This window comes from Pseudomonas sp. Mb7, assembly GCF_054790525.1.
The window spans coordinates 4,500,039-4,519,966 of sequence record NZ_CP186501.1 but is presented as its reverse complement, the minus strand read 5'-3'; the positions used below and the strand labels follow the sequence as shown (position 1 = coordinate 4,519,966).

The 19,928-nt window shown below is 60.5% G+C and carries 19 protein-coding genes and 1 other RNA gene; 16 read left to right on the top strand and 4 right to left on the bottom strand.

The window, feature by feature from the left end:
* The first annotated feature begins 97 nt into the window (after positions 1 to 97).
* On the top strand, positions 98 to 715 hold the full coding sequence (locus ACOYXH_RS20275) for a glutathione S-transferase N-terminal domain-containing protein (RefSeq protein WP_007917025.1): 618 nt from the start codon (positions 98 to 100) through the stop codon (positions 713 to 715).
* 16 nt (positions 716 to 731) lie between these two features.
* On the top strand, positions 732 to 1,145 hold the full coding sequence (locus ACOYXH_RS20270; protein ID WP_007917024.1) for a ClpXP protease specificity-enhancing factor: 414 nt from the start codon (positions 732 to 734) through the stop codon (positions 1,143 to 1,145).
* A gap of 51 nt (positions 1,146 to 1,196) precedes the next feature.
* Here ACOYXH_RS20270 and ACOYXH_RS20265 read toward each other — a convergent pair whose 3' ends face one another.
* From ACOYXH_RS20265 to ACOYXH_RS20250, 4 genes are all read right to left on the bottom strand, one after another.
* Positions 1,197 to 1,775 (bottom strand): BON domain-containing protein, encoded by a 579-nt coding sequence (locus tag ACOYXH_RS20265; RefSeq protein ID WP_007917023.1) that lies wholly within the window; start codon positions 1,773 to 1,775, stop codon positions 1,197 to 1,199.
* Positions 1,772 to 2,365 (bottom strand): phosphoheptose isomerase, encoded by a 594-nt coding sequence (locus ACOYXH_RS20260; protein ID WP_007917022.1) that lies wholly within the window; start codon positions 2,363 to 2,365, stop codon positions 1,772 to 1,774. The genes ACOYXH_RS20265 and ACOYXH_RS20260 overlap by 4 nt, the downstream gene beginning before the upstream one ends.
* A 104-nt stretch (positions 2,366 to 2,469) precedes the next feature.
* Positions 2,470 to 2,832 carry a YraN family protein gene (locus tag ACOYXH_RS20255; protein WP_220556973.1) on the bottom strand — a complete coding sequence of 121 codons (363 nt, stop codon included), beginning with the start codon at positions 2,830 to 2,832 and terminating at the stop codon, positions 2,470 to 2,472.
* Entirely contained in the window at positions 2,832 to 4,643 is a 1,812-nt protein-coding gene (locus ACOYXH_RS20250; RefSeq protein WP_095050648.1) for a penicillin-binding protein activator, read from the bottom strand. The genes ACOYXH_RS20255 and ACOYXH_RS20250 overlap by 1 nt, the downstream gene beginning before the upstream one ends.
* 177 nt (positions 4,644 to 4,820) lie before the next feature.
* Between ACOYXH_RS20250 and rsmI the strand changes: the two genes are divergently transcribed.
* From rsmI to ACOYXH_RS20180, 14 genes are all read left to right on the top strand, one after another.
* The gene (rsmI, locus tag ACOYXH_RS20245; protein WP_093430688.1) at positions 4,821 to 5,726 is read left to right on the top strand and encodes a 16S rRNA (cytidine(1402)-2'-O)-methyltransferase; all 906 of its coding nucleotides are present in this window, start codon (positions 4,821 to 4,823) and stop codon (positions 5,724 to 5,726) included.
* A 73-nt stretch (positions 5,727 to 5,799) separates the two neighbouring features.
* An RNA gene (gene rnpB, locus ACOYXH_RS20240) (RNase P RNA component class A) lies at positions 5,800 to 6,153 on the top strand.
* 402 nt (positions 6,154 to 6,555) lie between these two features.
* A complete protein-coding gene (gene mraZ / locus ACOYXH_RS20235; protein ID WP_007917012.1) occupies positions 6,556 to 7,011 on the top strand; it encodes a division/cell wall cluster transcriptional repressor MraZ in 456 nt (151 codons plus the stop codon).
* Positions 7,008 to 7,955 (top strand): 16S rRNA (cytosine(1402)-N(4))-methyltransferase RsmH, encoded by a 948-nt coding sequence (gene rsmH, locus ACOYXH_RS20230; protein ID WP_371748248.1) that lies wholly within the window; start codon positions 7,008 to 7,010, stop codon positions 7,953 to 7,955. Before mraZ ends, rsmH begins: the two co-directional genes overlap by 4 nt.
* Complete coding sequence (gene ftsL, locus ACOYXH_RS20225) at positions 7,952 to 8,245, top strand: cell division protein FtsL (protein ID WP_007917008.1); 294 nt, start codon at positions 7,952 to 7,954, stop codon at positions 8,243 to 8,245. Before rsmH ends, ftsL begins: the two co-directional genes overlap by 4 nt.
* A complete protein-coding gene (locus ACOYXH_RS20220) occupies positions 8,245 to 9,984 on the top strand; it encodes a peptidoglycan D,D-transpeptidase FtsI family protein (protein ID WP_176471303.1) in 1,740 nt (579 codons plus the stop codon). The genes ftsL and ACOYXH_RS20220 overlap by 1 nt, the downstream gene beginning before the upstream one ends.
* Positions 9,984 to 11,447, top strand: coding sequence for a UDP-N-acetylmuramoyl-L-alanyl-D-glutamate--2,6-diaminopimelate ligase (locus ACOYXH_RS20215; RefSeq protein ID WP_095050650.1), 1,464 nt, complete (start codon positions 9,984 to 9,986; stop codon positions 11,445 to 11,447). The genes ACOYXH_RS20220 and ACOYXH_RS20215 overlap by 1 nt, the downstream gene beginning before the upstream one ends.
* Positions 11,440 to 12,810, top strand: a complete 1,371-nt coding sequence (locus ACOYXH_RS20210) for a UDP-N-acetylmuramoyl-tripeptide--D-alanyl-D-alanine ligase (RefSeq protein WP_460409914.1) — start codon at positions 11,440 to 11,442, stop codon at positions 12,808 to 12,810. Before ACOYXH_RS20215 ends, ACOYXH_RS20210 begins: the two co-directional genes overlap by 8 nt.
* Positions 12,810 to 13,892 (top strand): phospho-N-acetylmuramoyl-pentapeptide-transferase, encoded by a 1,083-nt coding sequence (gene mraY, locus ACOYXH_RS20205; protein WP_007917000.1) that lies wholly within the window; start codon positions 12,810 to 12,812, stop codon positions 13,890 to 13,892. Before ACOYXH_RS20210 ends, mraY begins: the two co-directional genes overlap by 1 nt.
* Positions 13,893 to 13,897: 5 nt before the next feature.
* On the top strand, positions 13,898 to 15,244 hold the full coding sequence (gene murD / locus ACOYXH_RS20200) for a UDP-N-acetylmuramoyl-L-alanine--D-glutamate ligase (RefSeq protein ID WP_460411489.1): 1,347 nt from the start codon (positions 13,898 to 13,900) through the stop codon (positions 15,242 to 15,244).
* The gene (gene ftsW, locus ACOYXH_RS20195; protein WP_016987575.1) at positions 15,241 to 16,458 is read left to right on the top strand and encodes a putative lipid II flippase FtsW; all 1,218 of its coding nucleotides are present in this window, start codon (positions 15,241 to 15,243) and stop codon (positions 16,456 to 16,458) included. Before murD ends, ftsW begins: the two co-directional genes overlap by 4 nt.
* Positions 16,448 to 17,518: an undecaprenyldiphospho-muramoylpentapeptide beta-N-acetylglucosaminyltransferase gene (gene murG / locus ACOYXH_RS20190; protein ID WP_460409913.1), complete on the top strand. Its 1,071-nt coding sequence runs from the start codon at positions 16,448 to 16,450 to the stop codon at positions 17,516 to 17,518. The genes ftsW and murG overlap by 11 nt, the downstream gene beginning before the upstream one ends.
* Positions 17,511 to 18,971 carry a UDP-N-acetylmuramate--L-alanine ligase gene (gene murC, locus ACOYXH_RS20185; protein ID WP_460409912.1) on the top strand — a complete coding sequence of 487 codons (1,461 nt, stop codon included), beginning with the start codon at positions 17,511 to 17,513 and terminating at the stop codon, positions 18,969 to 18,971. Before murG ends, murC begins: the two co-directional genes overlap by 8 nt.
* Entirely contained in the window at positions 18,968 to 19,927 is a 960-nt protein-coding gene (locus tag ACOYXH_RS20180; protein WP_093430684.1) for a D-alanine--D-alanine ligase, read from the top strand. Before murC ends, ACOYXH_RS20180 begins: the two co-directional genes overlap by 4 nt.
* The last annotated feature ends 1 nt before the right edge of the window (position 19,928 follow it).

Here is a 19,928-nt window from a genome sequence, read left to right as displayed (position 1 = left end):
TAGCGCAACGTCTGGTTTGCCAGGTGTTGCGGGAGGCGCCCTCTGGGCGCGCGCGTTTTTCCGGTTCCGACAAATTCAACAAGCGAGGAGGATCGCCATGGGCGTGACCAATCGGTTGGCCTGTTACTCCGACCCCGCCGACCACTATTCCCACCGAGTGCGCATTGTGCTTGCAGAGAAGGGTGTCAGCGCCGAGATCATTTATGTGGAAGCTGGTCGCCAGCCGCCTAAACTGATTGAGGTAAACCCTTACGGCAGTCTGCCGACGCTGGTCGATCGTGACCTGGCGTTGTGGGAGTCGACCGTGGTGATGGAATATCTGGATGAGCGTTACCCGCACCCGCCGTTGATGCCGGTTTATCCGGTGGCGCGTGCCAATAGCCGTTTGCTGATTCATCGAATTCAGCGCGACTGGTGTGGTCTGGTGGATCTGATTCTGGATCCCAAGTCCAAGGAGGCTGCGCGTGTCGTGGCGCGCAAGGAATTGCGTGAAAGCCTGACGGGCGTGTCGCCGCTGTTTGCCGACAAGCCGTTTTTCCTCAGTGAGGAACAAAGTCTGGTGGATTGCTGCCTATTGCCAATACTCTGGCGTTTGCCGATTCTGGGTATTGAACTGCCGCGGCCAGCCAAGCCGCTGCTTGATTATATGGAGCGCTCGTTTGCGCGTGAGGCATTCCAGGCGAGTCTGTCTGGTGTCGAACGCGATATGCGCTAAGGCTTAAGGAGCCGCTATGAACTCCAGTCGACCTTATCTGGTCCGCGCGCTCTACGAGTGGATTGTTGATAACGATTGCACCCCGCACATGCTGGTCAATTCCGAGTACCCGGCAGTGCAGGTGCCGCAGGGTTTCGCCAGCGACGGGCAGATTGTCCTGAACATCTCGCCGAGTGCTGTGCGTCATCTGCACATGGACAACGACGTGGTGACCTTCGAAGGTCGCTTCGGTGGTGTCCCGCACAGTCTGTACGTGCCGATCAGCGCGATCCTGGGGATCTACGCCCGGGAGAATGGTCAGGGCATGGTGTTCGATCTCGAGTCGCCAATGGATGACGAAGAAGAGATCGAGTCGGATGACGACTTGCCGCCACCGGACAGTGAACCGCCGCGCCCTAGCGGCCGGCCAAGCCTGAAAGTGGTGAAGTAATAAAAAAGGCGATCCAGATGGATCGCCTTTTTTATTACATGGGGTTGTGCGTCAGTCGATGTATTCGAACAGCTTGACGATCTTCTGCACGCCGGAAACGCCCTGAACCAGATTAGTTGCCTGAGTGGCTTCCTGTTTGGTCAGCAGGCCCAGCAGATAGACGATGCCGTTTTCGGTCACGACCTTGATGCGTGAGCCAGGAATGCTGGCGTCGGTAAGCATCTGCGTCTTGATCTTGGAGGTCAGCCAGGTGTCATTCTGGCGAGCCAGGAAGCCGGACGGCGGTATGACCTGCAGTTCGTTATGAACAGTTTTTACCCGTTGCACGGCGGCTGCCGCTTGCTCGGCTTTGGCTTTCAAATCTGCGCGAGGCGTTTGACCGGCCAGCAAGACAACACCGTTGAAACTGGTGACGACGATATGCGAGTCGTTGTCCAGTGCCGGGTCGGCCTTGGCCACGTTCACACCGACTTTGGTTTCGATCAACGAGTCATCGATCTTGCTACCGAAGGTGCGCGTGCCACGGTCGTCGTCGATCGGTGCTTCACGGCTGGCGTTCACCACTGAGGTGCAGCCACTGATGCCGAGGCACAGGGTCAAGGCCAGAAGGCCAAGGCGATTAGGGGTCATTCTTCACTCCCGAACAGTTGGCTGTCGATCAGATCGCAGAGGCAATGGATCGCCAGCAAGTGGACTTCTTGAATACGTGCAGTGACATTGGCCGGTACGCGAATCTCGACGTCCTCGGGCAGCAGCAGTGACGCCATGCCGCCACCATCGCGTCCGGTCATAGCTACGACAATCATTTCGCGATCATGTGCGGCCTGGATCGCTTGAATAATGTTCGCCGAGTTGCCGCTGGTCGAAATCGCCAGCAGGACATCGCCTGGCTGACCGAGCGCGCGGATCTGTTTGGAGAACACTTCGTTGTAGCTGTAGTCGTTGGCGATCGAGGTGATCGTCGAGGTGTCGGTGGTCAGGGCGATGGCCGGCAGGCTCGGGCGCTCGCGTTCAAAGCGGTTGAGCAGCTCGGAAGAGAAATGCTGGGCATCGCCGGCCGAGCCGCCATTGCCGCAAGAAAGCATTTTGCCTTCGTTGAGCAGGGCATTGACCATGATCTGGCTGGCTTGCTCGATGTGCGGTGCAAGTACGTCCATCGCCTGTTGCTTGGTGTCGATACTGGCCTGGAAAAGCTGGCGAATTCGGGATTGCATGTCCATCTGTGTGACCTTAAGTAGCGCGGCTGTCCGGCACATGAATGTGCAGCCCGCAAAGCAAAGAGCAAAATTTGTCGGTGGGATTGTCCGGGTCGCAACGCCGGCGATCAACTGTCGAAAGCATTCTGCAACCAGTTCAGCTGACTCGGATGGCTGTCGATGGCCACCACGTCGAAGCGGCAAGGGGAATTGGCCCAGCGCGATTCGCGCTGAAGAAAATACTGTGCAGCGAAAATCAGTTTCTGCTGCTTGCGCCTATCGATGCTAGCGAGCGCGCCACCCCATTGAGTGTTTTTTCTGTAGCGAACTTCAACGAATACTACTGTATCGCCATCAAGCATGACCAGATCAAGCTCGCCGCGTTTGCATAACCAGTTCTGCGCCAGCAGGCGCAGACCTTGTTGTTGCAGATGCTCGAGCGCCTGGCGCTCGGCATCCTTGCCGCTTTGCGAGCGTGACCTGTCAGGCATCAGCGCGGGGTATCCGGCAGGCGCTGCACCTGGCCGCTGACGAACTGTGCCCAGGGCAACTGGCGCACAACGCGTTGGGTCTGGGTCATGCCGAGGCTGCCCGACTCACCGTCGATGCGGCTGTCTGGCAGGGCCTTGAGTTGACCCAGGCGCGGAGCCAGGCGATAGGCATCCACACCCATCGCGTACAGGCGACCGAGGCTGCCGGCGGCTTGCGGCCACTGCGCAACCACTTGCTGACGCAGTGGGTCGCTGGTGTCCAACAGCCATGGGGTTTCGCAGAAGCGAATGCCGTTCATGTCGTTGTACTGGTTGACGTCGCCACTGGCGCTGTAAACGTGCGACGTCGCGTACACCGGAACGTCACCAGCGTACTGGAAGTTCAGGGTTGGCTTGATCTGCTGCGCCTGTTGCGGGGTCGCGGCGAGGAAGATGAATTCGATGTCCTGACGACGCGAAGGCTGCGCGGCTACGTTGGTGCCGGCGGCATTTTGCAGGCTCTTGGCGCGGGCTTCGCTTTGACGCAGTTGGAACATGTCGGCGATCTGCTGGGCCAGTTGCACCGGCTGATCAACCCGTTCAGTGGCGACGATGCTGCCACCGTTGGCCTGCCAGTCCTGGCTGAAAGCACGCAGTACACGGTCGCCCCATTCGCCTTTCGGCACCATGATCGCGGCGCGGTGCAGGCCATCGGCACGGGCGCGGCGCGATACTTCGCGGGCTTCGTCTTCAGCCGCCAGGCCAAACTGGAACAATTGCGCCGGGCCTTGATCACCTTCGCTGTAGTTCAGCGCGAGGGTGGTGATCGGCAGTTGCGGGCGAGTGCTCAACTGTTTGACCAGTGGTTTTTCCAGCGGGCCAACGACCAGTTGCACGCCGTCAGCCTGAGCCTTGCGGTAGAACTCGTCCATCGAAGTCAGCTTGGAACTGTCGTAGAACTCGATCGCTGGCGGCTTTTGCCCGGCCTGTTGAGCCTGGTAGTGCGCAGCCATGAAACCTTCACGCAGTGCCTTGCCGACAGCGGCCAACTGGCCGTCCTGTGGCAGCAGCAGGGCGATCTTGCTCAGGGGCTGGCTGGCCAGTTCCTTGAGTTTGGTCAGTGGCAACGGCAGGTTGATGGCGGCCGGATGCTTTGGATTTTGCGCGCGCCAGGTGTCGATCGCCGCTTGCTGCTGTTCCAGGGTGCCAGCGGATTTCACTGCCATGGCCAGCCCCATCCAGCCGCCGAGATCGTCGGTGCTGTTCGGTTGCAGTTGATCAGTTGGCAGCGAGCCGATCAGGGTCCAGATCGCTTCGTGGTTCTTGCTCGCGGCGTCGCCTTGCAGCATCGGCGCGATGAACACGCGCTCGCGGGCAGCGGCCAGGGTCTGGCCATCGGCCTCAAGGGCGCGGGCATGTACGGTGCCGGTGCGCACTTGCTGCTCTTCAGGCATCTCGCCCAAGTGCTGCAGGCTTGGATGGCTCAGGGCAGTCAGCGCGGCTTTCGGCTGATTGCGGGTCATGGCCAGTTCAGCATTCAGCGTGCTGGCGAAAATCTGCTGGCCTGGCTTCAGTTGCTCCATTGGCACTTGTTGAAGGATCTGCGCGGACTGTCCGGCGTTACCCTGACGGTAAGCCAGATCCGCAGCGCTCAGGCGCAGCAGGGCGGCTTTTTCCGGGGTTTTCGCCTGGCTAGCCTGTTCGAGCAGTTGCTCGATGCTGGCATCCGGGGTCCGTGGAAGTTCGCCAAGGCTGGAGGAAGGGGAGCTGGCGCAAGCCGCCAACAAGGCAGCGAGGCAGAGGGCAGTGAACAGCCGCAGGCAAGCGATCATGTAAGTGTTCCTGATACTCGATCAAATTAGCGTCGAATTGTACCCAAGCACTGGCCGGGGCGCGATGTTACTGGCGTGAATCGGACGATTTAGCTGAAGTAAATGTTGCAGTGCTGCATAACCACGGACAAAACCGTGGTGGCTCGAAGCGCGTCGCAAGCCTCGTGTCGCGCTACAATGGCCGCTTTTACCGATCACGAGGTGTGCGCTTTGACTGCTCCAGGTTCCCTGAATTCCGCTGCTGGCTCGCTTTATGTGGTGGCGACGCCCATCGGCAACCTGGACGACATCAGCGCCCGGGCCCTGAAGATCCTCCGCGAAGTGGCCTTGATCGCTGCCGAAGACACTCGTCACTCGGCGCGCCTGATGCAGCACTTCGGGATCGGCACGCCGCTGGCCGCGTGTCATGAACACAATGAACGAGATGAAGGTAGCCGCTTTATTACCCGCTTGCTGGCGGGTGATAACGTCGCGTTGATTTCCGATGCGGGAACGCCGCTGATTTCCGATCCGGGGTATCACCTGGTGCGTCAGGCCCGCGCGGCCGGGATCAATGTCGTGCCAGTGCCGGGCGCCTGTGCCCTTATCGCTGCGCTGTCGGCGGCCGGTCTGCCGTCTGACCGTTTCATCTTCGAAGGTTTTCTGCCGGCCAAGTCGGTCGGACGCAAGGCGCGACTGGAAGCGGTTAAAGAAGAGCCGCGTACGTTGATTTTCTACGAGGCCCCGCACCGCATTCTTGAATGTCTGCAGGATATGGAAGCCGTGTTTGGCGGTGAGCGCCAGGCATTGCTCGCCCGCGAGATCACCAAGACCTTCGAAACGCTCAAAGGTCTGCCATTGGCAGAGTTGCGCGCGTTCGTCGAATCCGATAGCAATCAGCAGCGTGGCGAATGCGTAGTGCTGGTGGCGGGCTGGACGGCACCGGAGTCCGAGGATGCCGTCAGCAGCGAGGCGATGCGTATTCTTGATCTGTTGCTCGAAGAGATGCCGCTCAAGCGTGCCGCCGCGTTGGCAGCACAAATCACTGGCGAGCGCAAAAACGTGCTGTATCAGGTCGCGCTGGAGAAACAGAAAGGCGTGTAGGCCGTCACCCATAGCGGTCTTGAGGCTTTTAGCGCTTGTTCTTCGGGCGCTCTGCCGTTAACCTTCGCGGCGGAGAGTCGATCGGACAGTCGCTGCCCTCTATGAAAATTAGGGGGGGGAGGAAAGTCCGGGCTCCATAGGGCGAAGTGCCAGGTAATGCCTGGGAGGCGTGAGCCTACGGAAAGTGCCACAGAAAATAACCGCCTAAGCGCTTCGGCGCCGGTAAGGGTGAAAAGGTGCGGTAAGAGCGCACCGCACGTCTGGCAACAGTTCGTGGCTAGGTAAACCCCACTTGGAGCAAGACCAAATAGGGTCTCAAGGCGTGGCCCGCGCTGGGACCGGGTAGGTTGCTAAAGATGTCCAGTGATGGCCATCGTAGACGAATGACTGTTCAAGACAGAACCCGGCTTACAGATCGACTCTCCACCTTTTTCTTTCCCTGCTTGAATCATTGGCAACAGGGCTGTGTAATATCAGCAGGCCTGCTCTGAAAGTCCGGCAGCGGCAAACGCAGTAATAGCCATTTCCCACCTTGCTTCAATCAACAGCAGAAGCGCTTTTGTAATACCGAAAAAATCTTACTCTTAACAAATTACTTTAACTTTCGAGCGCAGCTTTCAGTGCTGCATCAAGTTATTGGTCAAAAGTATCCGTCAGATTCTCGTTGCACCTCCTTTTATGCTCCTAAATCTCCGTTCTGTAAGGGTTTTCCTTTAATCCGCGCCTTGACGGTGTGGTGGGCGCATTCCTATAGTGTGCGCAAGTGGCGGAAAGTGGCATGAAGTGGGTTTTTTGAGCTCAAAACGATAAAAATTGGAGAAACGCAGACGTGTTTCGCGGAGCTAACGCTATCAGTCTCGATGCAAAGGGCCGTCTCGCCATGCCGAGCCGGTACCGTGACGAGCTCGATTCGCGTAGTTCTGGCCAATTGATCGTGACCATTGATGCCGTTGATCCGTGTTTGTGTGTCTATCCGCTCGACGAGTGGGAAATTATTGAAACCAAGTTGCGCGCGCTTCCTTCGCTTCGCGAAGAAAACCGTCGCCTGCAACGTTTGCTGATTGGTAATGCCGTCGACCTCGAACTCGATGGCAGCGGTCGTTTTCTGGTTCCACCGCGTCTGCGCGAATACGCCAAGCTCGATAAGCGCGCGATGCTGGTAGGCCAACTGAACAAGTTCCAATTGTGGGACGAGGATGCATGGAACGCGGTATCTGCCGCTGACCTTGCTGCTATTCAACAACCGGGCGCGATGCCTGATGAACTGCGTGATTTGATCCTGTGACTATTGATAGCGGCTTTAACCACATCACCGTACTGCTTGACGAAGCCGTCGAGGCTCTCGCCGTACGTCCTGATGGCTGCTATCTGGACGGCACGTTCGGGCGCGGCGGACACAGCCGGCTGATCCTCAGCCAGCTCGGCACGGACGGTCGGCTCATCGGGTTTGACAAAGATCCACAAGCGATTGCCACCGGGCAAACGCTAGCGGCCGAAGACGGCCGCTTTGTCGTTGTGCAGCGCAGCTTTGCCGAACTGGGTTCGGTGGTTGCCGAGCAAGGTCTGGCCGGCAAGGTCAGCGGCATTCTGCTCGACCTCGGCGTGTCTTCGCCGCAGCTCGACGACGCTGAGCGCGGCTTCAGTTTCCTCAACGACGGCCCGCTGGACATGCGCATGGATCCGTCCCGCGGCATCAGCGCTGCCGAATTCGTCAACACCGCGCCGGCTGAGGAAATCGCCCGGGTGTTCAAGGAATACGGCGAAGAACGTTTCTCCGGTCGCATGGCCCGTGCTGTCGCCGAGCGTCGCGATATCAAACCGTTCGAGCGCACTGCCGATCTGGCCGAAGTATTGAAAGTCGCCAACCCGGCATGGGAAAAGGGCAAGAACCCGGCCACCCGTGCATTCCAGGGTTTGCGCATTCACGTCAACAACGAACTGGGTGATCTGGAAGCCGGCCTCGAAGCCGCACTGGATGCTCTGGAAATTGGCGGCCGTCTGGTCGTGATCAGCTTCCACTCGCTGGAAGACCGCATCGTCAAATTGTTCATGCGCAAGCTGGTGAAAGGCGAAGCCGACAACCTGCCGCGCAACCTGCCGGTTCGCCATGTCGCGTTCGAACCGAAAATCAAAGTCCATGGCAAAGCGCAGACGGCCTCCGACGCCGAACTCAAAGCCAACCCACGTTCCCGTAGCGCCGTCATGCGCGTCGCGGAGAAGCTGCGGTGAGCAAGCTTTTCGCCAAGCCACTGCCCGGCGGCAGCTTTCTGATGCTGCTGCTGTTTATCGGCGTGCTCGTCTCGGCCATCGCCGTGTCGTACAGCGCGCACTGGAACCGGCAGTTGCTCAACACCCTTTATAACGAACTCAGCGTGCGTGATAAGGCGCAGGCCGAGTGGGGGCGTTTGATTCTTGAGCAAAGCACCTGGACCGCGCACAGCCGCATCGAAGTGCTGGCTACCGAGCAACTGAAAATGCACATTCCTGGCGCGGCTGACGTGAAGATGGTGGCGCCATGATGAAACTCGAAGGCGCACTGTTCCCATGGCGCTTCCGCCTGATGGTGGCGCTGCTCGGCATCATGGTCGCGGCGATCTGCTGGCGCATCATCGACCTGCAAGTGGTTGACCGTGACTTCCTCAAAGGTCAGGGCGACGCGCGCAGTCTGCGTCACATTCCGATTCCGGCTCACCGTGGTCTGATCACCGACCGTAACGGCGAGCCTTTGGCTGTAAGTACCCCCGTGACCACGCTGTGGGCCAACGCCAAGGAAATGCAAACCGCTAAAGAGAAGTGGCCGGCACTTGCCGCCGCGCTGGGTCAGGATCCCAAAGCCCTGACCGAGCGCCTTGAAGCCCAGGCCAACAAAGAATTCATTTATCTGGTGCGCGGGCTGACCCCCGAGCAAGGCCAGGCTGTGCTCGATCTGAAAGTCCCAGGCGTCTACGGCATCGAAGAATTCCGCCGGTTCTACCCGGCCGGTGAAGTCACCGCGCACATGGTCGGTTTTACCGACATCGATGACCACGGTCGTGAAGGTGTCGAGTTGGCTTATGACGAATGGCTCGCCGGGGTGCCGGGCAAACGACAAGTCATCAAGGATCGGCGCGGTCGGCTGATCAAGGATGTTCAGGTCACCAAAAACGCCAAGGCCGGCAAGCCCTTGGCGTTGTCCATTGACCTGCGTCTGCAATATCTGGCCAACCGCGAACTGCGCAACGCGATCATCGAGAACGGCGCCAAGGCCGGCAGCCTGGTGATCATGGACGTCAAGACCGGCGAGATTCTCGCCATGGTCAACCAGCCGACCTACAACCCGAACAACCGCCGCAATCTGCAACCGGCAATGATGCGTAACCGCGCGATGATCGACGTGTTCGAACCGGGTTCGACCATGAAAGCCATCTCGATGGCCGCTGCAATCGAAACCGGGCGCTGGAAACCGAGCGACACCGTCGAGGTGTATCCGGGCTCCCTGCAGATCGGCAAATACACGATCAAGGACGTTTCCAAGAGCGAAGGTCCGGTGCTCGACTTGACCGGCATCCTGATCAATTCCAGTAACGTCGGCATGAGTAAGGTCGCGTTCGATATCGGCGGTGAAACGATTTTCCGCCTCGCGCAGAAAGTCGGTCTCGGCCAGGACACCGGCCTCGGCTTCCCGGGCGAACGTGTCGGTAACCTGCCGAACTACCGCGATTGGCGCAAGGCTGAAACTGCGACCCTGTCCTACGGCTACGGTATTTCCGTGACCGCGATTCAGTTGGTGCACGCGTTCTCGGCGCTGGCCAACAACGGTCGTCTCGCGCCGTTGACCCTGATCAAAACCGACAAGCCGCCGCAGACCACGCAAGTGCTGCCGGAAGCCGTGGCGAAAACCTTGCAAGGCATGCTCACCCAGGTGATCGAAGCGCCGCGCGGCGTGTTCCGTGCGCAGGTGCCGGCGTATCACGTAGCGGGCAAGTCGGGTACCGCGCGCAAGACCTCGGTGGGCACCAAAGGCTACGCGGAAAACTCTTACCGCTCGCTGTTCGCCGGTTTCGGCCCGATGAGCGATCCGCGTTACGCCATCGTTGTCGTGATCGATGAGCCAAGCAAGGCCGGTTACTTCGGTGGTCTGGTTTCCGCGCCGGTGTTCAGCCGTGTGATGTCCGGCACCCTGCGCCTGATGAACGTAACGCCGGACAACTTGCCGACGACACAGCAGGCCAACGCCACCCCGGTCATACCGCTGAAAGCCAATGGAGGGCGCGGCTGATGTCATTAAGTCTGAACAAGATATTCCCCCACGCCGGCCACGATCTGTTGATCCGTGAACTGGCGCTGGACAGCCGCAACGTGCGCGCGGGCGATTTGTTCCTCGCCGTGCCGGGCGGCAAATTCGATGGCCGTGCGCACATCGCCGATGCCTTGCAGCGTGGCGCTGCGGCTGTAGCCTATGAAGTGGAAGGCGCCACCGTTCTGCCGATCACTGACGTGCCGCTGATTCCGGTCAAAGGCCTGGCAGCGCAGCTGTCGGACATCGCCGGGCGTTTTTACGGTGAGCCAAGTCATCACCTGAACCTGATTGGCGTGACCGGCACCAATGGTAAAACCAGCGTGACCCAATTGGTCGCGCAGGCGCTGGATTTGCTCGGCCAGCATTGCGGCATCGTCGGGACCTTGGGTTCCGGCTTCTATGGCGCACTGCAAAGCGGTCTGCACACCACGCCGAATCCGATCGCGGTGCAAGCGACCTTGGGCGACCTGAAAAAGGCCGGCGCCAAAGCCGTGGCCATGGAAGTGTCGTCCCACGGTCTGGATCAGGGCCGCGTGACGGCGCTGGCGTTCGACGTCGCGGTGATGACCAACCTGTCCCGCGATCATCTGGATTATCACGGCACTATGGAGGCGTACGCCGAGGCCAAGGCCAAGCTGTTCGCCTGGAATGATCTGAAGTGCCGCGTGGTCAACCTCGACGACGATTTCGGTCGGCAACTGGCCGCGGAAAAACGTGAATCGCGCTTGATCACCTACAGCCTGCTCGACAGCAGCGCTTACCTGTTCTGCCGCGAAGCGCAGTTCGACGATCACGGCGTGCGCGCCACACTGGTCACGCCGCAGGGTGAACATCATCTGCGTAGCACCCTGCTCGGTCGTTTCAATCTGAGCAACGTACTGGCAGCGGTCGGTGCCTTGCTCGGTCTGGATTACGCGCTCGACGAAATTCTCAAAGTACTGCCGAAACTCGAGGGCCCGGCCGGTCGCATGCAGCGTCTGGGTGGCGGCACGCAGCCGTTGGTGGTGGTCGATTACGCCCACACCCCGGATGCACTGGAGAAAGTACTGACCGCGTTGCGCCCGCACGTCAAAGGTCAACTGCTGTGCCTGTTCGGCTGCGGCGGCGACCGTGATCGCGGCAAGCGTCCGTTGATGGCCGAAGTGGTCGAGCGTCTGGCCGATCAGGTGCTGGTCACCGACGACAACCCGCGCACTGAAGATCCGGCAGTGATTTTCGATGACATCCGCGCCGGTTTCACGGCTGTGGATAAAGTCACCTTCGTCGCCGGCCGTGGTCAGGCGATTGCACAACTGATTGCCGGCGCCTCGGCTGATGACGTGATTGTTCTGGCCGGTAAAGGTCACGAGGACTATCAGGAAATCAACGGCGAGCGCCATGCCTTCTCTGATCTGGTCGAGGCTGATCACGCCCTGACCGCGTGGGAGGTGGCCCATGCTTAAGGCCCTCAAACTCAGCGAACTGACCAACGCGCTCGACGCACGTTTGATCGCCGCCGATGCCAGTTTCGACGGCGTCAGCATCGACAGCCGTGCGATCCAGCCGGGTCAACTGTTTATTGCGTTGACCGGCCCGCGTTTCGACGGTCATGACTACTTGAACGATGTCGCCGCCAAAGGCGCCGTCGCTGCACTGGTCGAACGTGAAGTTGCCGACAGCACGCTGCCGCAACTGCTGGTCAAAGACACCCGTCAGGCCCTGGGCCAATTGGGTGCGCTGAACCGTGCTGCATTCACCCAGCCAGTCGCTGCCATCACTGGCTCCAGCGGCAAGACCACGGTCAAGGAAATGCTCGCGAGCATCCTGCGCACGCGCGGTCCGGTATTGGCGACCCGTGGCAATCTGAACAACGACCTCGGCGCGCCGCTGACCCTGCTCGAATTGGCCCCGGAACACACTTCGGCGGTGATCGAACTGGGCGCCTCGCGTCTCGGCGAAATCGCTTACACCGTTGGCTTGACCAAGCCTCACGTGGCGATCCTCAACAATGCCGGCACCGCGCACGTTGGTGAGTTTGGCGGCCCGGAAAAAATCGTCGAAGCCAAAGGCGAAATCATCGACGGGCTGGCGGCTGATGGTGTCGCCGTGCTCAACCTCGATGACAAAGCCTTCGGCATCTGGAAGACCCGTGCGGGTGTGCGCAAAGTGCTGACCTTCGCCCTGAGCAACACTCAGGCTGACTTCTACGCCAGCGACCTGACCACTGATGCCCGTGGTTGCCCGGCCTTCAATCTGCACACACCTGAAGAAGGTGTCGAGCACGTTCAACTGAACCTGCTCGGCACCCATAACGTCGCCAATTCCATGGCTGCCGCCGCTGCCGCTCACGCCTTGGGCGTGTCGCTGTTCGGCATCGCCACCGGGCTTGGCGCCGTGCAACCGGTCAAGGGTCGCACCGTCGCGCAACTGGCGAAAAACGGTATGCGCGTGATCGATGACACTTACAACGCAAACCCCACCTCGATGTGCGCGGCCGTTGATATACTCGCCGGCTTTTCCGGCCGCACCGTCCTGGTGCTCGGAGATATCGGCGAGTTGGGCGATTGGGCGGAGCAGGGGCACCGCGACGTGGGCGAGTACGCCCGGGGCAAGGTTTCCGCGCTTTATGCCGTTGGGCCAAACATGGTTCACGCCGTAAACGCTTTCGGTGAACAGGCCTATCACTTCGGCAGCCAAGCCGAACTGATTCAGGCCCTCGACGCCGAGCAGGACACAAACACCACCATTTTGATCAAGGGTTCGCGCAGTGCAGCGATGGAAAACATCGTTGCGGCTCTGTGCGGGCCCAGTCTGGAGAAACATTAATGCTGCTGCTGCTAGCGGAGTATCTGCAACAGTTCTACAAAGGCTTCGCGGTCTTTCAGTACCTGACCCTGCGCGGGATCCTCGGTGTGCTGACCGCGCTGGTTTTGTCGCTGTGCTATGGCCCGTGGATGATCCGCACCCTGCAGAACCGTCAGATCGGTCAATCCGTGCGTAACGACGGTCCGCAATCGCACCTGTCCAAGTCGGGCACCCCGACCATGGGCGGCGCGCTGATTCTGTCTTCGATCGGCGTCAGCACCCTGCTTTGGGCTGACCTGAGCAACCGCTACGTCTGGACTGTTTTGCTGGTGACTCTGCTGTTCGGCGCCATCGGTTGGGTCGACGATTACCGCAAGGTCATCGAGAAGAACTCCCGTGGCTTGCCGAGCCGCTGGAAGTATTTCTGGCAGTCGGTGTTCGGCCTCGGCGCGGCGATCTTCCTTTATATGACCGCCTCCACCCCGGTGGAAACCACGCTGATCCTGCCGATGCTCAAGGACTACAGCATTCCGCTGGGCCTCGGTTTCATCGTGCTGACTTACTTCGTGATCGTCGGTTCGAGCAACGCAGTCAACCTGACTGACGGCCTCGACGGTCTGGCGATCATGCCAACCGTGATGGTCGGCGGTGGCCTCGGCATCTTTTGCTACCTGTCGGGTAACGTGAAATTCGCTGAGTACCTGCTGATCCCTTACGTGCCGGGCGCGGGTGAACTGATCGTGTTCTGCGGTGCGCTGATCGGTGCCGGCCTCGGCTTTCTCTGGTTTAACACCTATCCGGCGCAAGTGTTCATGGGCGACGTCGGTGCACTGGCACTCGGCGCGGCACTGGGCACCATCGCGGTGATCGTCCGTCAGGAAATCGTCCTGTTCATCATGGGCGGCGTGTTCGTGATGGAAACCCTGTCAGTCGTCATTCAGGTTGCGTCCTTTAAGCTGACCGGTCGCCGTGTGTTCCGCATGGCACCGATCCACCACCATTTTGAACTCAAGGGCTGGCCCGAGCCGCGCGTGATCGTCCGTTTCTGGATCATCACCGTGATTCTCGTGCTGATTGGCCTTGCCACCCTGAAGCTGAGGTAGAACGAGTGTCTCTGATCGCTTCTGACCACTTCCGCATCGTTGTCGGCCTCGGCAAGAGCGGCATGTCCCTGGTTCGCTTCCTGGCGAACCGGGGCACGTCGTTTGCCGTGGCGGACACGCGGGAAAATCCACCGGAACTGGCCACGCTCAAGCGTGACTATCCGCACGTGGAAGTGCGTTGTGGCGAGCTGGACGTCGAATTCCTCTGCCGTGCCGACGAGCTCTACGTGAGCCCCGGCCTGGCGCTGGCGACCCCGGCCCTGCAAGCCGCTGCGGCCCGTGGCGTGAAACTGTCCGGCGACATCGAGCTGTTCGCGCGTAACGCGCGGGCGCCGATCGTGGCCATCAGCGGTTCCAACGCGAAAAGCACCGTCACCACCCTGGTCGGCGAGATGGCGGCTGCGGCCGGCAAACGCGTCGCCGTCGGTGGCAACCTCGGCACCCCGGCGCTGGACCTGCTCAGCGACGACGTCGAGCTGTACGTCATGGAACTGTCGAGCTTCCAGCTGGAAACCACCGACCAGCTCAATGCCGAAGTGGCCACCGTGCTGAACATCAGCGAAGACCACATGGATCGCTACAGCGGTCTGCCGGCGTACCACCTGGCCAAGCACCGGATCTTCCGTGGCGCGAAGCAGTTCGTGGTCAATCGCCAGGATGCGCTGAGCCGTCCGTTGATGGGCGAGGGTCAGCCATGCTGGACCTTCGGCCTGACCAAACCGGATTTCAAGGCATTCGGTATCCGCGAAGAAGATGGCGAGAAGTATCTGGCCTTCGAATTCCAGAACCTGATGCCGGTGCGTGAGCTGAAAATTCGCGGCGCACACAACCAGTCCAACGTCCTCGCGGCGCTGGCGCTCGGTCATGCCGTGGGCTTGCCGTTCGAGGCCATGCTCTCGGCGCTGCGCAACTTCGCCGGTCTCGAACACCGTTGCCAGTGGGTGCGTGATCTCGACGGCGTGGCGTATTACAACGATTCGAAAGCCACCAACGTCGGCGCCGCTCTGGCCGCCATCGAAGGCTTGGGCGCGGATATCGACGGCAAGGTCATCCTGATCGCCGGTGGCGATGGCAAGGGTGCCGAATTCAACGATCTGCGTGATCCGGTAGCGGTCAACTGCCGTGCCGTGATCCTGATGGGCCGCGACTCCGACAAGATCGGTGAAGCCATCGGTGATGCCGTGCCACTGATTCGCGCGACCTCGCTGGTTGACGCCGTCGCGCAATGCCGCGCCGCCGCCCAACCGGGTGACGTGGTGCTGCTGTCGCCGGCCTGCGCCAGTTTCGACATGTTCAAGAACTATGAAGACCGTGGTCACCAGTTCGTCCGCGCTGTGGAGGAACTGGCATGAGTCTGTTCAATATCATCAAGCCGTACCCGTCGCCGATTATTACCGGGCGCGGTATCGACCTCGATTTTCCGATGCTCGCCGGTTGCCTGGCTTTGCTCGGTCTCGGTTTGATCATGATCGCTTCGGCGTCCACTGAGGTGGCAGCCGCGCAGTCGGGCAGTCCGCTGTATTACATGATTCGCCACCTTATTTATGTGGTGCTGGGCCTGGGCGCCTGCATCGTCACCATGATGATTCCGATCGCCACCTGGCAACGCCTCGGCTGGTTGATGCTGATCGGTGCGTTCGGCTTGCTGGTGATGGTGATCATTCCCGGCATCGGTCGCGAAGTGAACGGTTCGATGCGCTGGATCGGTTTCAGCTTCTTCAACGTGCAGCCGTCGGAAATCGCCAAAGTATTCGTGGTGATCTACCTCGCCGGTTATCTGGTGCGGCGTCAGAAGGAAGTGCGCGAGAGCTGGATGGGCTTCTTCAAGCCGTTCATCGTGCTGCTGCCGATGGCCGGCCTGCTGCTGATGGAGCCAGACTTCGGCGCCACCGTGGTGATGATGGGCGCTGCGGCGGCGATGCTGTTTCTCGGCGGGGTCGGACTGTTCCGTTTCTCGCTGATGGTGGTGTTGGCGGTCGGAGCGGTGGTCTTGCTGATTCAAATGCAGCCGTATCGTATGGCGCGTCTGACCAACTTCGCTGACCCGTGGGCCGACCAGTTCGGCGCCGGCTACCAATTGTCCCAAGCGCTGATCGCGTTCGGTCGTGGCGAATGGCTGGGTGTGGGCCTGGGCAACAGCGTGCAGAAGCAGTTCTACCTGCCGGAAGCGCACACCGACTTCGTGTTCTCGGTATTGGCTGAAGAACTCGGCGCGGTGGGTTCGCTGTGCACCGTGGCGCTGTTCGTGTTCGTGTGTATTCGCGGCATGTACATCGGCTTGTGGGCCGAGAAAGCCAAGCAGTTCTTTGCCGCTTATGTGGCCTACGGCCTGTCGTTCCTGTGGATTGGTCAGTTCCTGATCAACATCGGAGTGAACGTCGGCCTGCTGCCAACCAAAGGTCTGACCTTGCCGTTCCTCAGTTATGGCGGCAGCTCGTTGGTGATCTGCTGTGCCTGCCTCGGTTTGTTATTGAGGATTGAGTGGGAGAGTCGAACCCACCTGGGCAGTGAAGAGATGGAATTCCATGAGAGCGACTTCGCCGAGGAGCCGAATCATGGGCGCTAACGTATTGATCATGGCCGGCGGAACCGGCGGCCACGTGTTCCCGGCGCTGGCCTGTGCTCGCGAGTTTCAGGCGCGCGGCTACACCGTGCACTGGCTCGGCACGCCACGCGGAATTGAAAACGAACTGGTGCCCGCGGCAGGTCTTGAACTGCACCGCATCAACGCCACCGGCCTGCGCGGCAAGGGCAAGCTGTCGCTGCTCAAGGCGCCGTTCATGCTGCTGAAATCGGTATGGCAGGCGCGGGCAATCATTCGTCGCTTGAAGCCGGTGTGTGTGGTCGGCTTCGGTGGTTATGTGACTGGCCCGGGTGGTCTTGCCGCGAAACTGGCCGGTGTGCCGGTGATCGTTCACGAGCAGAACGCTGTGGCCGGCACCGCCAATCGGTTGCTGGTGCCGTTCGCCGCCCGGGTGTGTGAAGCGTTCCCCGACACCTTTACTCTGTCGGACACCCGCCGTACCACCGGAAACCCGGTGCGCAGCGAGCTGTTCCTCGAAACATCGCGACCTGCTCTGGCCGGCCGCAAAGCGCGTTTGCTGATCCTTGGCGGAAGCCTGGGCGCAGAACCGTTGAACAAATTGCTGCCTGAAGCCCTGGCCCAAGTCGCTGCCGATTTGCGCCCGGAAGTGTTTCATCAGGCCGGCAAAAACCACGATGAAGTGACTGCAGAGCGCTACCGCGCCGCCGGCGTGGATGCGCAGGTGCAGCCGTTCATCAAAGACATGGCCCAGGCCTATGGCTGGGCTGACCTGGTGGTGTGCCGCGCAGGCGCGTTGACCATCAGTGAGCTGGCTGCCGCCGGTCTGCCCTCGATGCTGGTGCCTTTGCCCCACGCGATCGACGATCACCAGACCCGCAACGCCGATTATTTGGCCCGTGAAGGCGCTGCCTTCCTGATGCCACAAAGAACGACTGGTGCCGCGGACCTTGCCGCGCGCCTGACAGAGGTCTTGATGCAACCGCAACGACTCGAAGATATGGCCCAAGCGGCCCGCCGTCTGGCGAAACCCGATGCCACCCGTAGCGTGGTCGATACCTGTCTGGAGGTGGCACATGGTTGAGAATCAGAAAGCCATGCCACAACCGGAAATGCGCCGCATCCGTCGCATCCACTTCGTCGGCATCGGCGGCGTGGGCATGTGCGGCATCGCCGAAGTGTTGTTGAACCTGGGCTACCAAGTGTCCGGTTCCGACCTGAAAGCTTCGCCGGTGACCGAGCGTCTGGAATCGTTCGGCGCGCAGATTTTCATCGGCCACCGTGCCGAGAATGCCGCGACCGCCGATGTGCTGGTGGTGTCGAGCGCTGTAAATACCTCGAACCCGGAAGTGGCGAACGCGCTTGAGCGTCGTATCCCGGTGGTGCCGCGTGCAGAAATGCTCGCCGAGCTGATGCGCTATCGCCACGGCATCGCCGTCGCCGGTACCCACGGCAAAACCACCACCACCAGCCTGATCGCTTCGGTGTTCGCGGCCGGAGGCCTGGACCCGACGTTCGTTATCGGTGGTCGTCTGAATGCGGCGGGCACCAATGCCCAGCTCGGCACCAGCCGGTACCTGATCGCCGAAGCCGATGAAAGCGATGCGAGTTTTCTGCACCTGCAACCGCTGGTGGCCGTGGTTACCAACATCGACGCCGACCACATGGCGACCTACGACGGTGACTTCAACAAGCTGAAGAAAACCTTCGTCGAGTTCCTGCACAACCTGCCGTTCTACGGTTTGGCGGTCATGTGCCTGGACGATCCGGTGGTGCGTGAAATCCTGCCGCTGGTGAAACGTCCGACCGTGACTTACGGCTTCAGTGAAGACGCTGACGTGCGCGCGATCAATATTCGCCAGCAAGGCATGCAGACCTTCTTCACCGTGCTGCGCCCGGATCGCGAGCCGCTGGACGTGTCGGTGAACATGCCCGGCAACCACAACGTACTCAACTCGCTGGCAACCATCTGTATTGCCACCGACGAAGGCGTCAGCGATGAAGCCATCGTCCAGGGCCTGTCGGGCTTCCAGGGCGTTGGTCGACGCTTCCAGGTTTACGGCGAACTGCCAGTGGACGGGGGCAACGTGATGCTGGTCGACGATTACGGTCACCACCCGACCGAAGTCGCCGCAGTGATCAAAGCCGTGCGCGGTGGCTGGCCGGAGCGCCGTCTGGTGATGGTTTACCAGCCGCACCGTTATAGCCGCACCCGTGACCTGTACGACGATTTCGTCAATGTACTGGCCGACGCCAACGTGCTGCTGCTGATGGAAGTCTATCCGGCCGGCGAAGAGCCGATCCCGGGCGCCGACAGCCGCAAGCTGTGCAACAGCATCCGTCAGCGCGGTCAGCTCGACCCGATCTACATCGAGCGTGGCGTCGATCTGGCGCCGCTGGTCAAGCCGCTGCTGCGTGCCGGCGACATCCTGCTGTGCCAGGGCGCCGGTGATATCGGCGGTCTCGCGCCGAAGCTGTTGAAAAGTGAATTGTTCGCTGGCGCCGTGGCGGCGCCGGTCGAGGGGAAGTTGAAATGACTGCTGCCTACGCCAAGCTGTTTTCCACTATCGCGCCGAAAGACTTCGGCCGTGTCGCCGTGCTCTTCGGTGGCCTGAGTGCCGAGCGTGAGGTGTCGCTGAAATCCGGTAACGCCGTACTCGACGCGCTGCAAAGCGCTGGCGTGGACGCGTTCGGCATCGACGTTGGCGAAGACATTCTGCAACGGCTGCTCAGCGAAAAGATCGACCGCGCGTTCATCATTCTTCACGGCCGTGGCGGTGAAGACGGCTCCATGCAGGGCCTGCTCGAAGTGGCGGGCATTCCGTACACCGGCAGCGGCATTCTCGCTTCGGCACTGGCGATGGACAAACTGCGCACCAAGCAGGTCTGGCACAGCCTCGGGATTCCGACGCCGCGTCACGCCGTGCTGTGCAGCGAAGCCGATTGTATTTCGGCGGCGACGGAACTGGGCTTCCCTTTGATCGTCAAACCGGCGCATGAAGGTTCAAGTATTGGGATGGCCAAAGTGAGTTCTGCGTCCGAGTTGATCGACGCATGGAAAGCGGCCAGTACCTACGATTCGCAAGTCTTGGTTGAGCAATGGATTCAAGGTCCGGAGTTCACCATCGCCACCCTGCGTGACCAGGTGTTGCCTCCGATTGCCCTGGGTACACCGCACACGTTCTACGACTACGACGCCAAGTACATCGCCAACGATACCCAGTACCGCATTCCGTGCGGGCTGGATGCCGCCAAGGAACAGGAACTCATGGATCTCACGGCCAAGGCCTGTGAGGCGCTGGGTATTGCCGGTTGGGGCAGGGCGGACGTGATGCAGGACGCCGACGGGCAGTTCTGGTTCCTGGAAGTGAACACCGCACCGGGCATGACCGATCACAGTCTGGTACCGATGGCGGCCCGTGCGGCTGGCCTGGATTTCCAGCAGCTGGTTCTGGCCATTCTGGCCGCCAGTGTTGAAGACGCTCGAGGTTAAG

Bases quoted from the DNA above. Each gene is read 5' to 3' on its own strand.
- ACOYXH_RS20275 (WP_007917025.1), top strand. From the start codon at position 98: ATGGGCGTGACCAATCGGTTGGCCTGTTACTCCGACCCCGCCGACCAC.
- ACOYXH_RS20270 (WP_007917024.1), top strand. From the start codon at position 732: ATGAACTCCAGTCGACCTTATCTGGTCCGCGCGCTCTACGAGTGGATT.
- ACOYXH_RS20265 (WP_007917023.1), bottom strand. From the start codon at position 1,775: ATGACCCCTAATCGCCTTGGCCTTCTGGCCTTGACCCTGTGCCTCGGC.
- ACOYXH_RS20260 (WP_007917022.1), bottom strand. From the start codon at position 2,365: ATGGACATGCAATCCCGAATTCGCCAGCTTTTCCAGGCCAGTATCGAC.
- ACOYXH_RS20255 (WP_220556973.1), bottom strand. From the start codon at position 2,832: ATGCCTGACAGGTCACGCTCGCAAAGCGGCAAGGATGCCGAGCGCCAG.
- ACOYXH_RS20250 (WP_095050648.1), bottom strand. From the start codon at position 4,643: ATGATCGCTTGCCTGCGGCTGTTCACTGCCCTCTGCCTCGCTGCCTTG.
- rsmI (WP_093430688.1), top strand. From the start codon at position 4,821: ATGGCCGCTTTTACCGATCACGAGGTGTGCGCTTTGACTGCTCCAGGT.
- ACOYXH_RS20220 (WP_176471303.1), top strand. From the start codon at position 8,245: ATGAAACTCGAAGGCGCACTGTTCCCATGGCGCTTCCGCCTGATGGTG.
- ACOYXH_RS20215 (WP_095050650.1), top strand. From the start codon at position 9,984: ATGTCATTAAGTCTGAACAAGATATTCCCCCACGCCGGCCACGATCTG.
- ACOYXH_RS20210 (WP_460409914.1), top strand. From the start codon at position 11,440: ATGCTTAAGGCCCTCAAACTCAGCGAACTGACCAACGCGCTCGACGCA.
- mraY (WP_007917000.1), top strand. From the start codon at position 12,810: ATGCTGCTGCTGCTAGCGGAGTATCTGCAACAGTTCTACAAAGGCTTC.
- ftsW (WP_016987575.1), top strand. From the start codon at position 15,241: ATGAGTCTGTTCAATATCATCAAGCCGTACCCGTCGCCGATTATTACC.
- murG (WP_460409913.1), top strand. From the start codon at position 16,448: ATGGGCGCTAACGTATTGATCATGGCCGGCGGAACCGGCGGCCACGTG.
- murC (WP_460409912.1), top strand. From the start codon at position 17,511: ATGGTTGAGAATCAGAAAGCCATGCCACAACCGGAAATGCGCCGCATC.
- ACOYXH_RS20180 (WP_093430684.1), top strand. From the start codon at position 18,968: ATGACTGCTGCCTACGCCAAGCTGTTTTCCACTATCGCGCCGAAAGAC.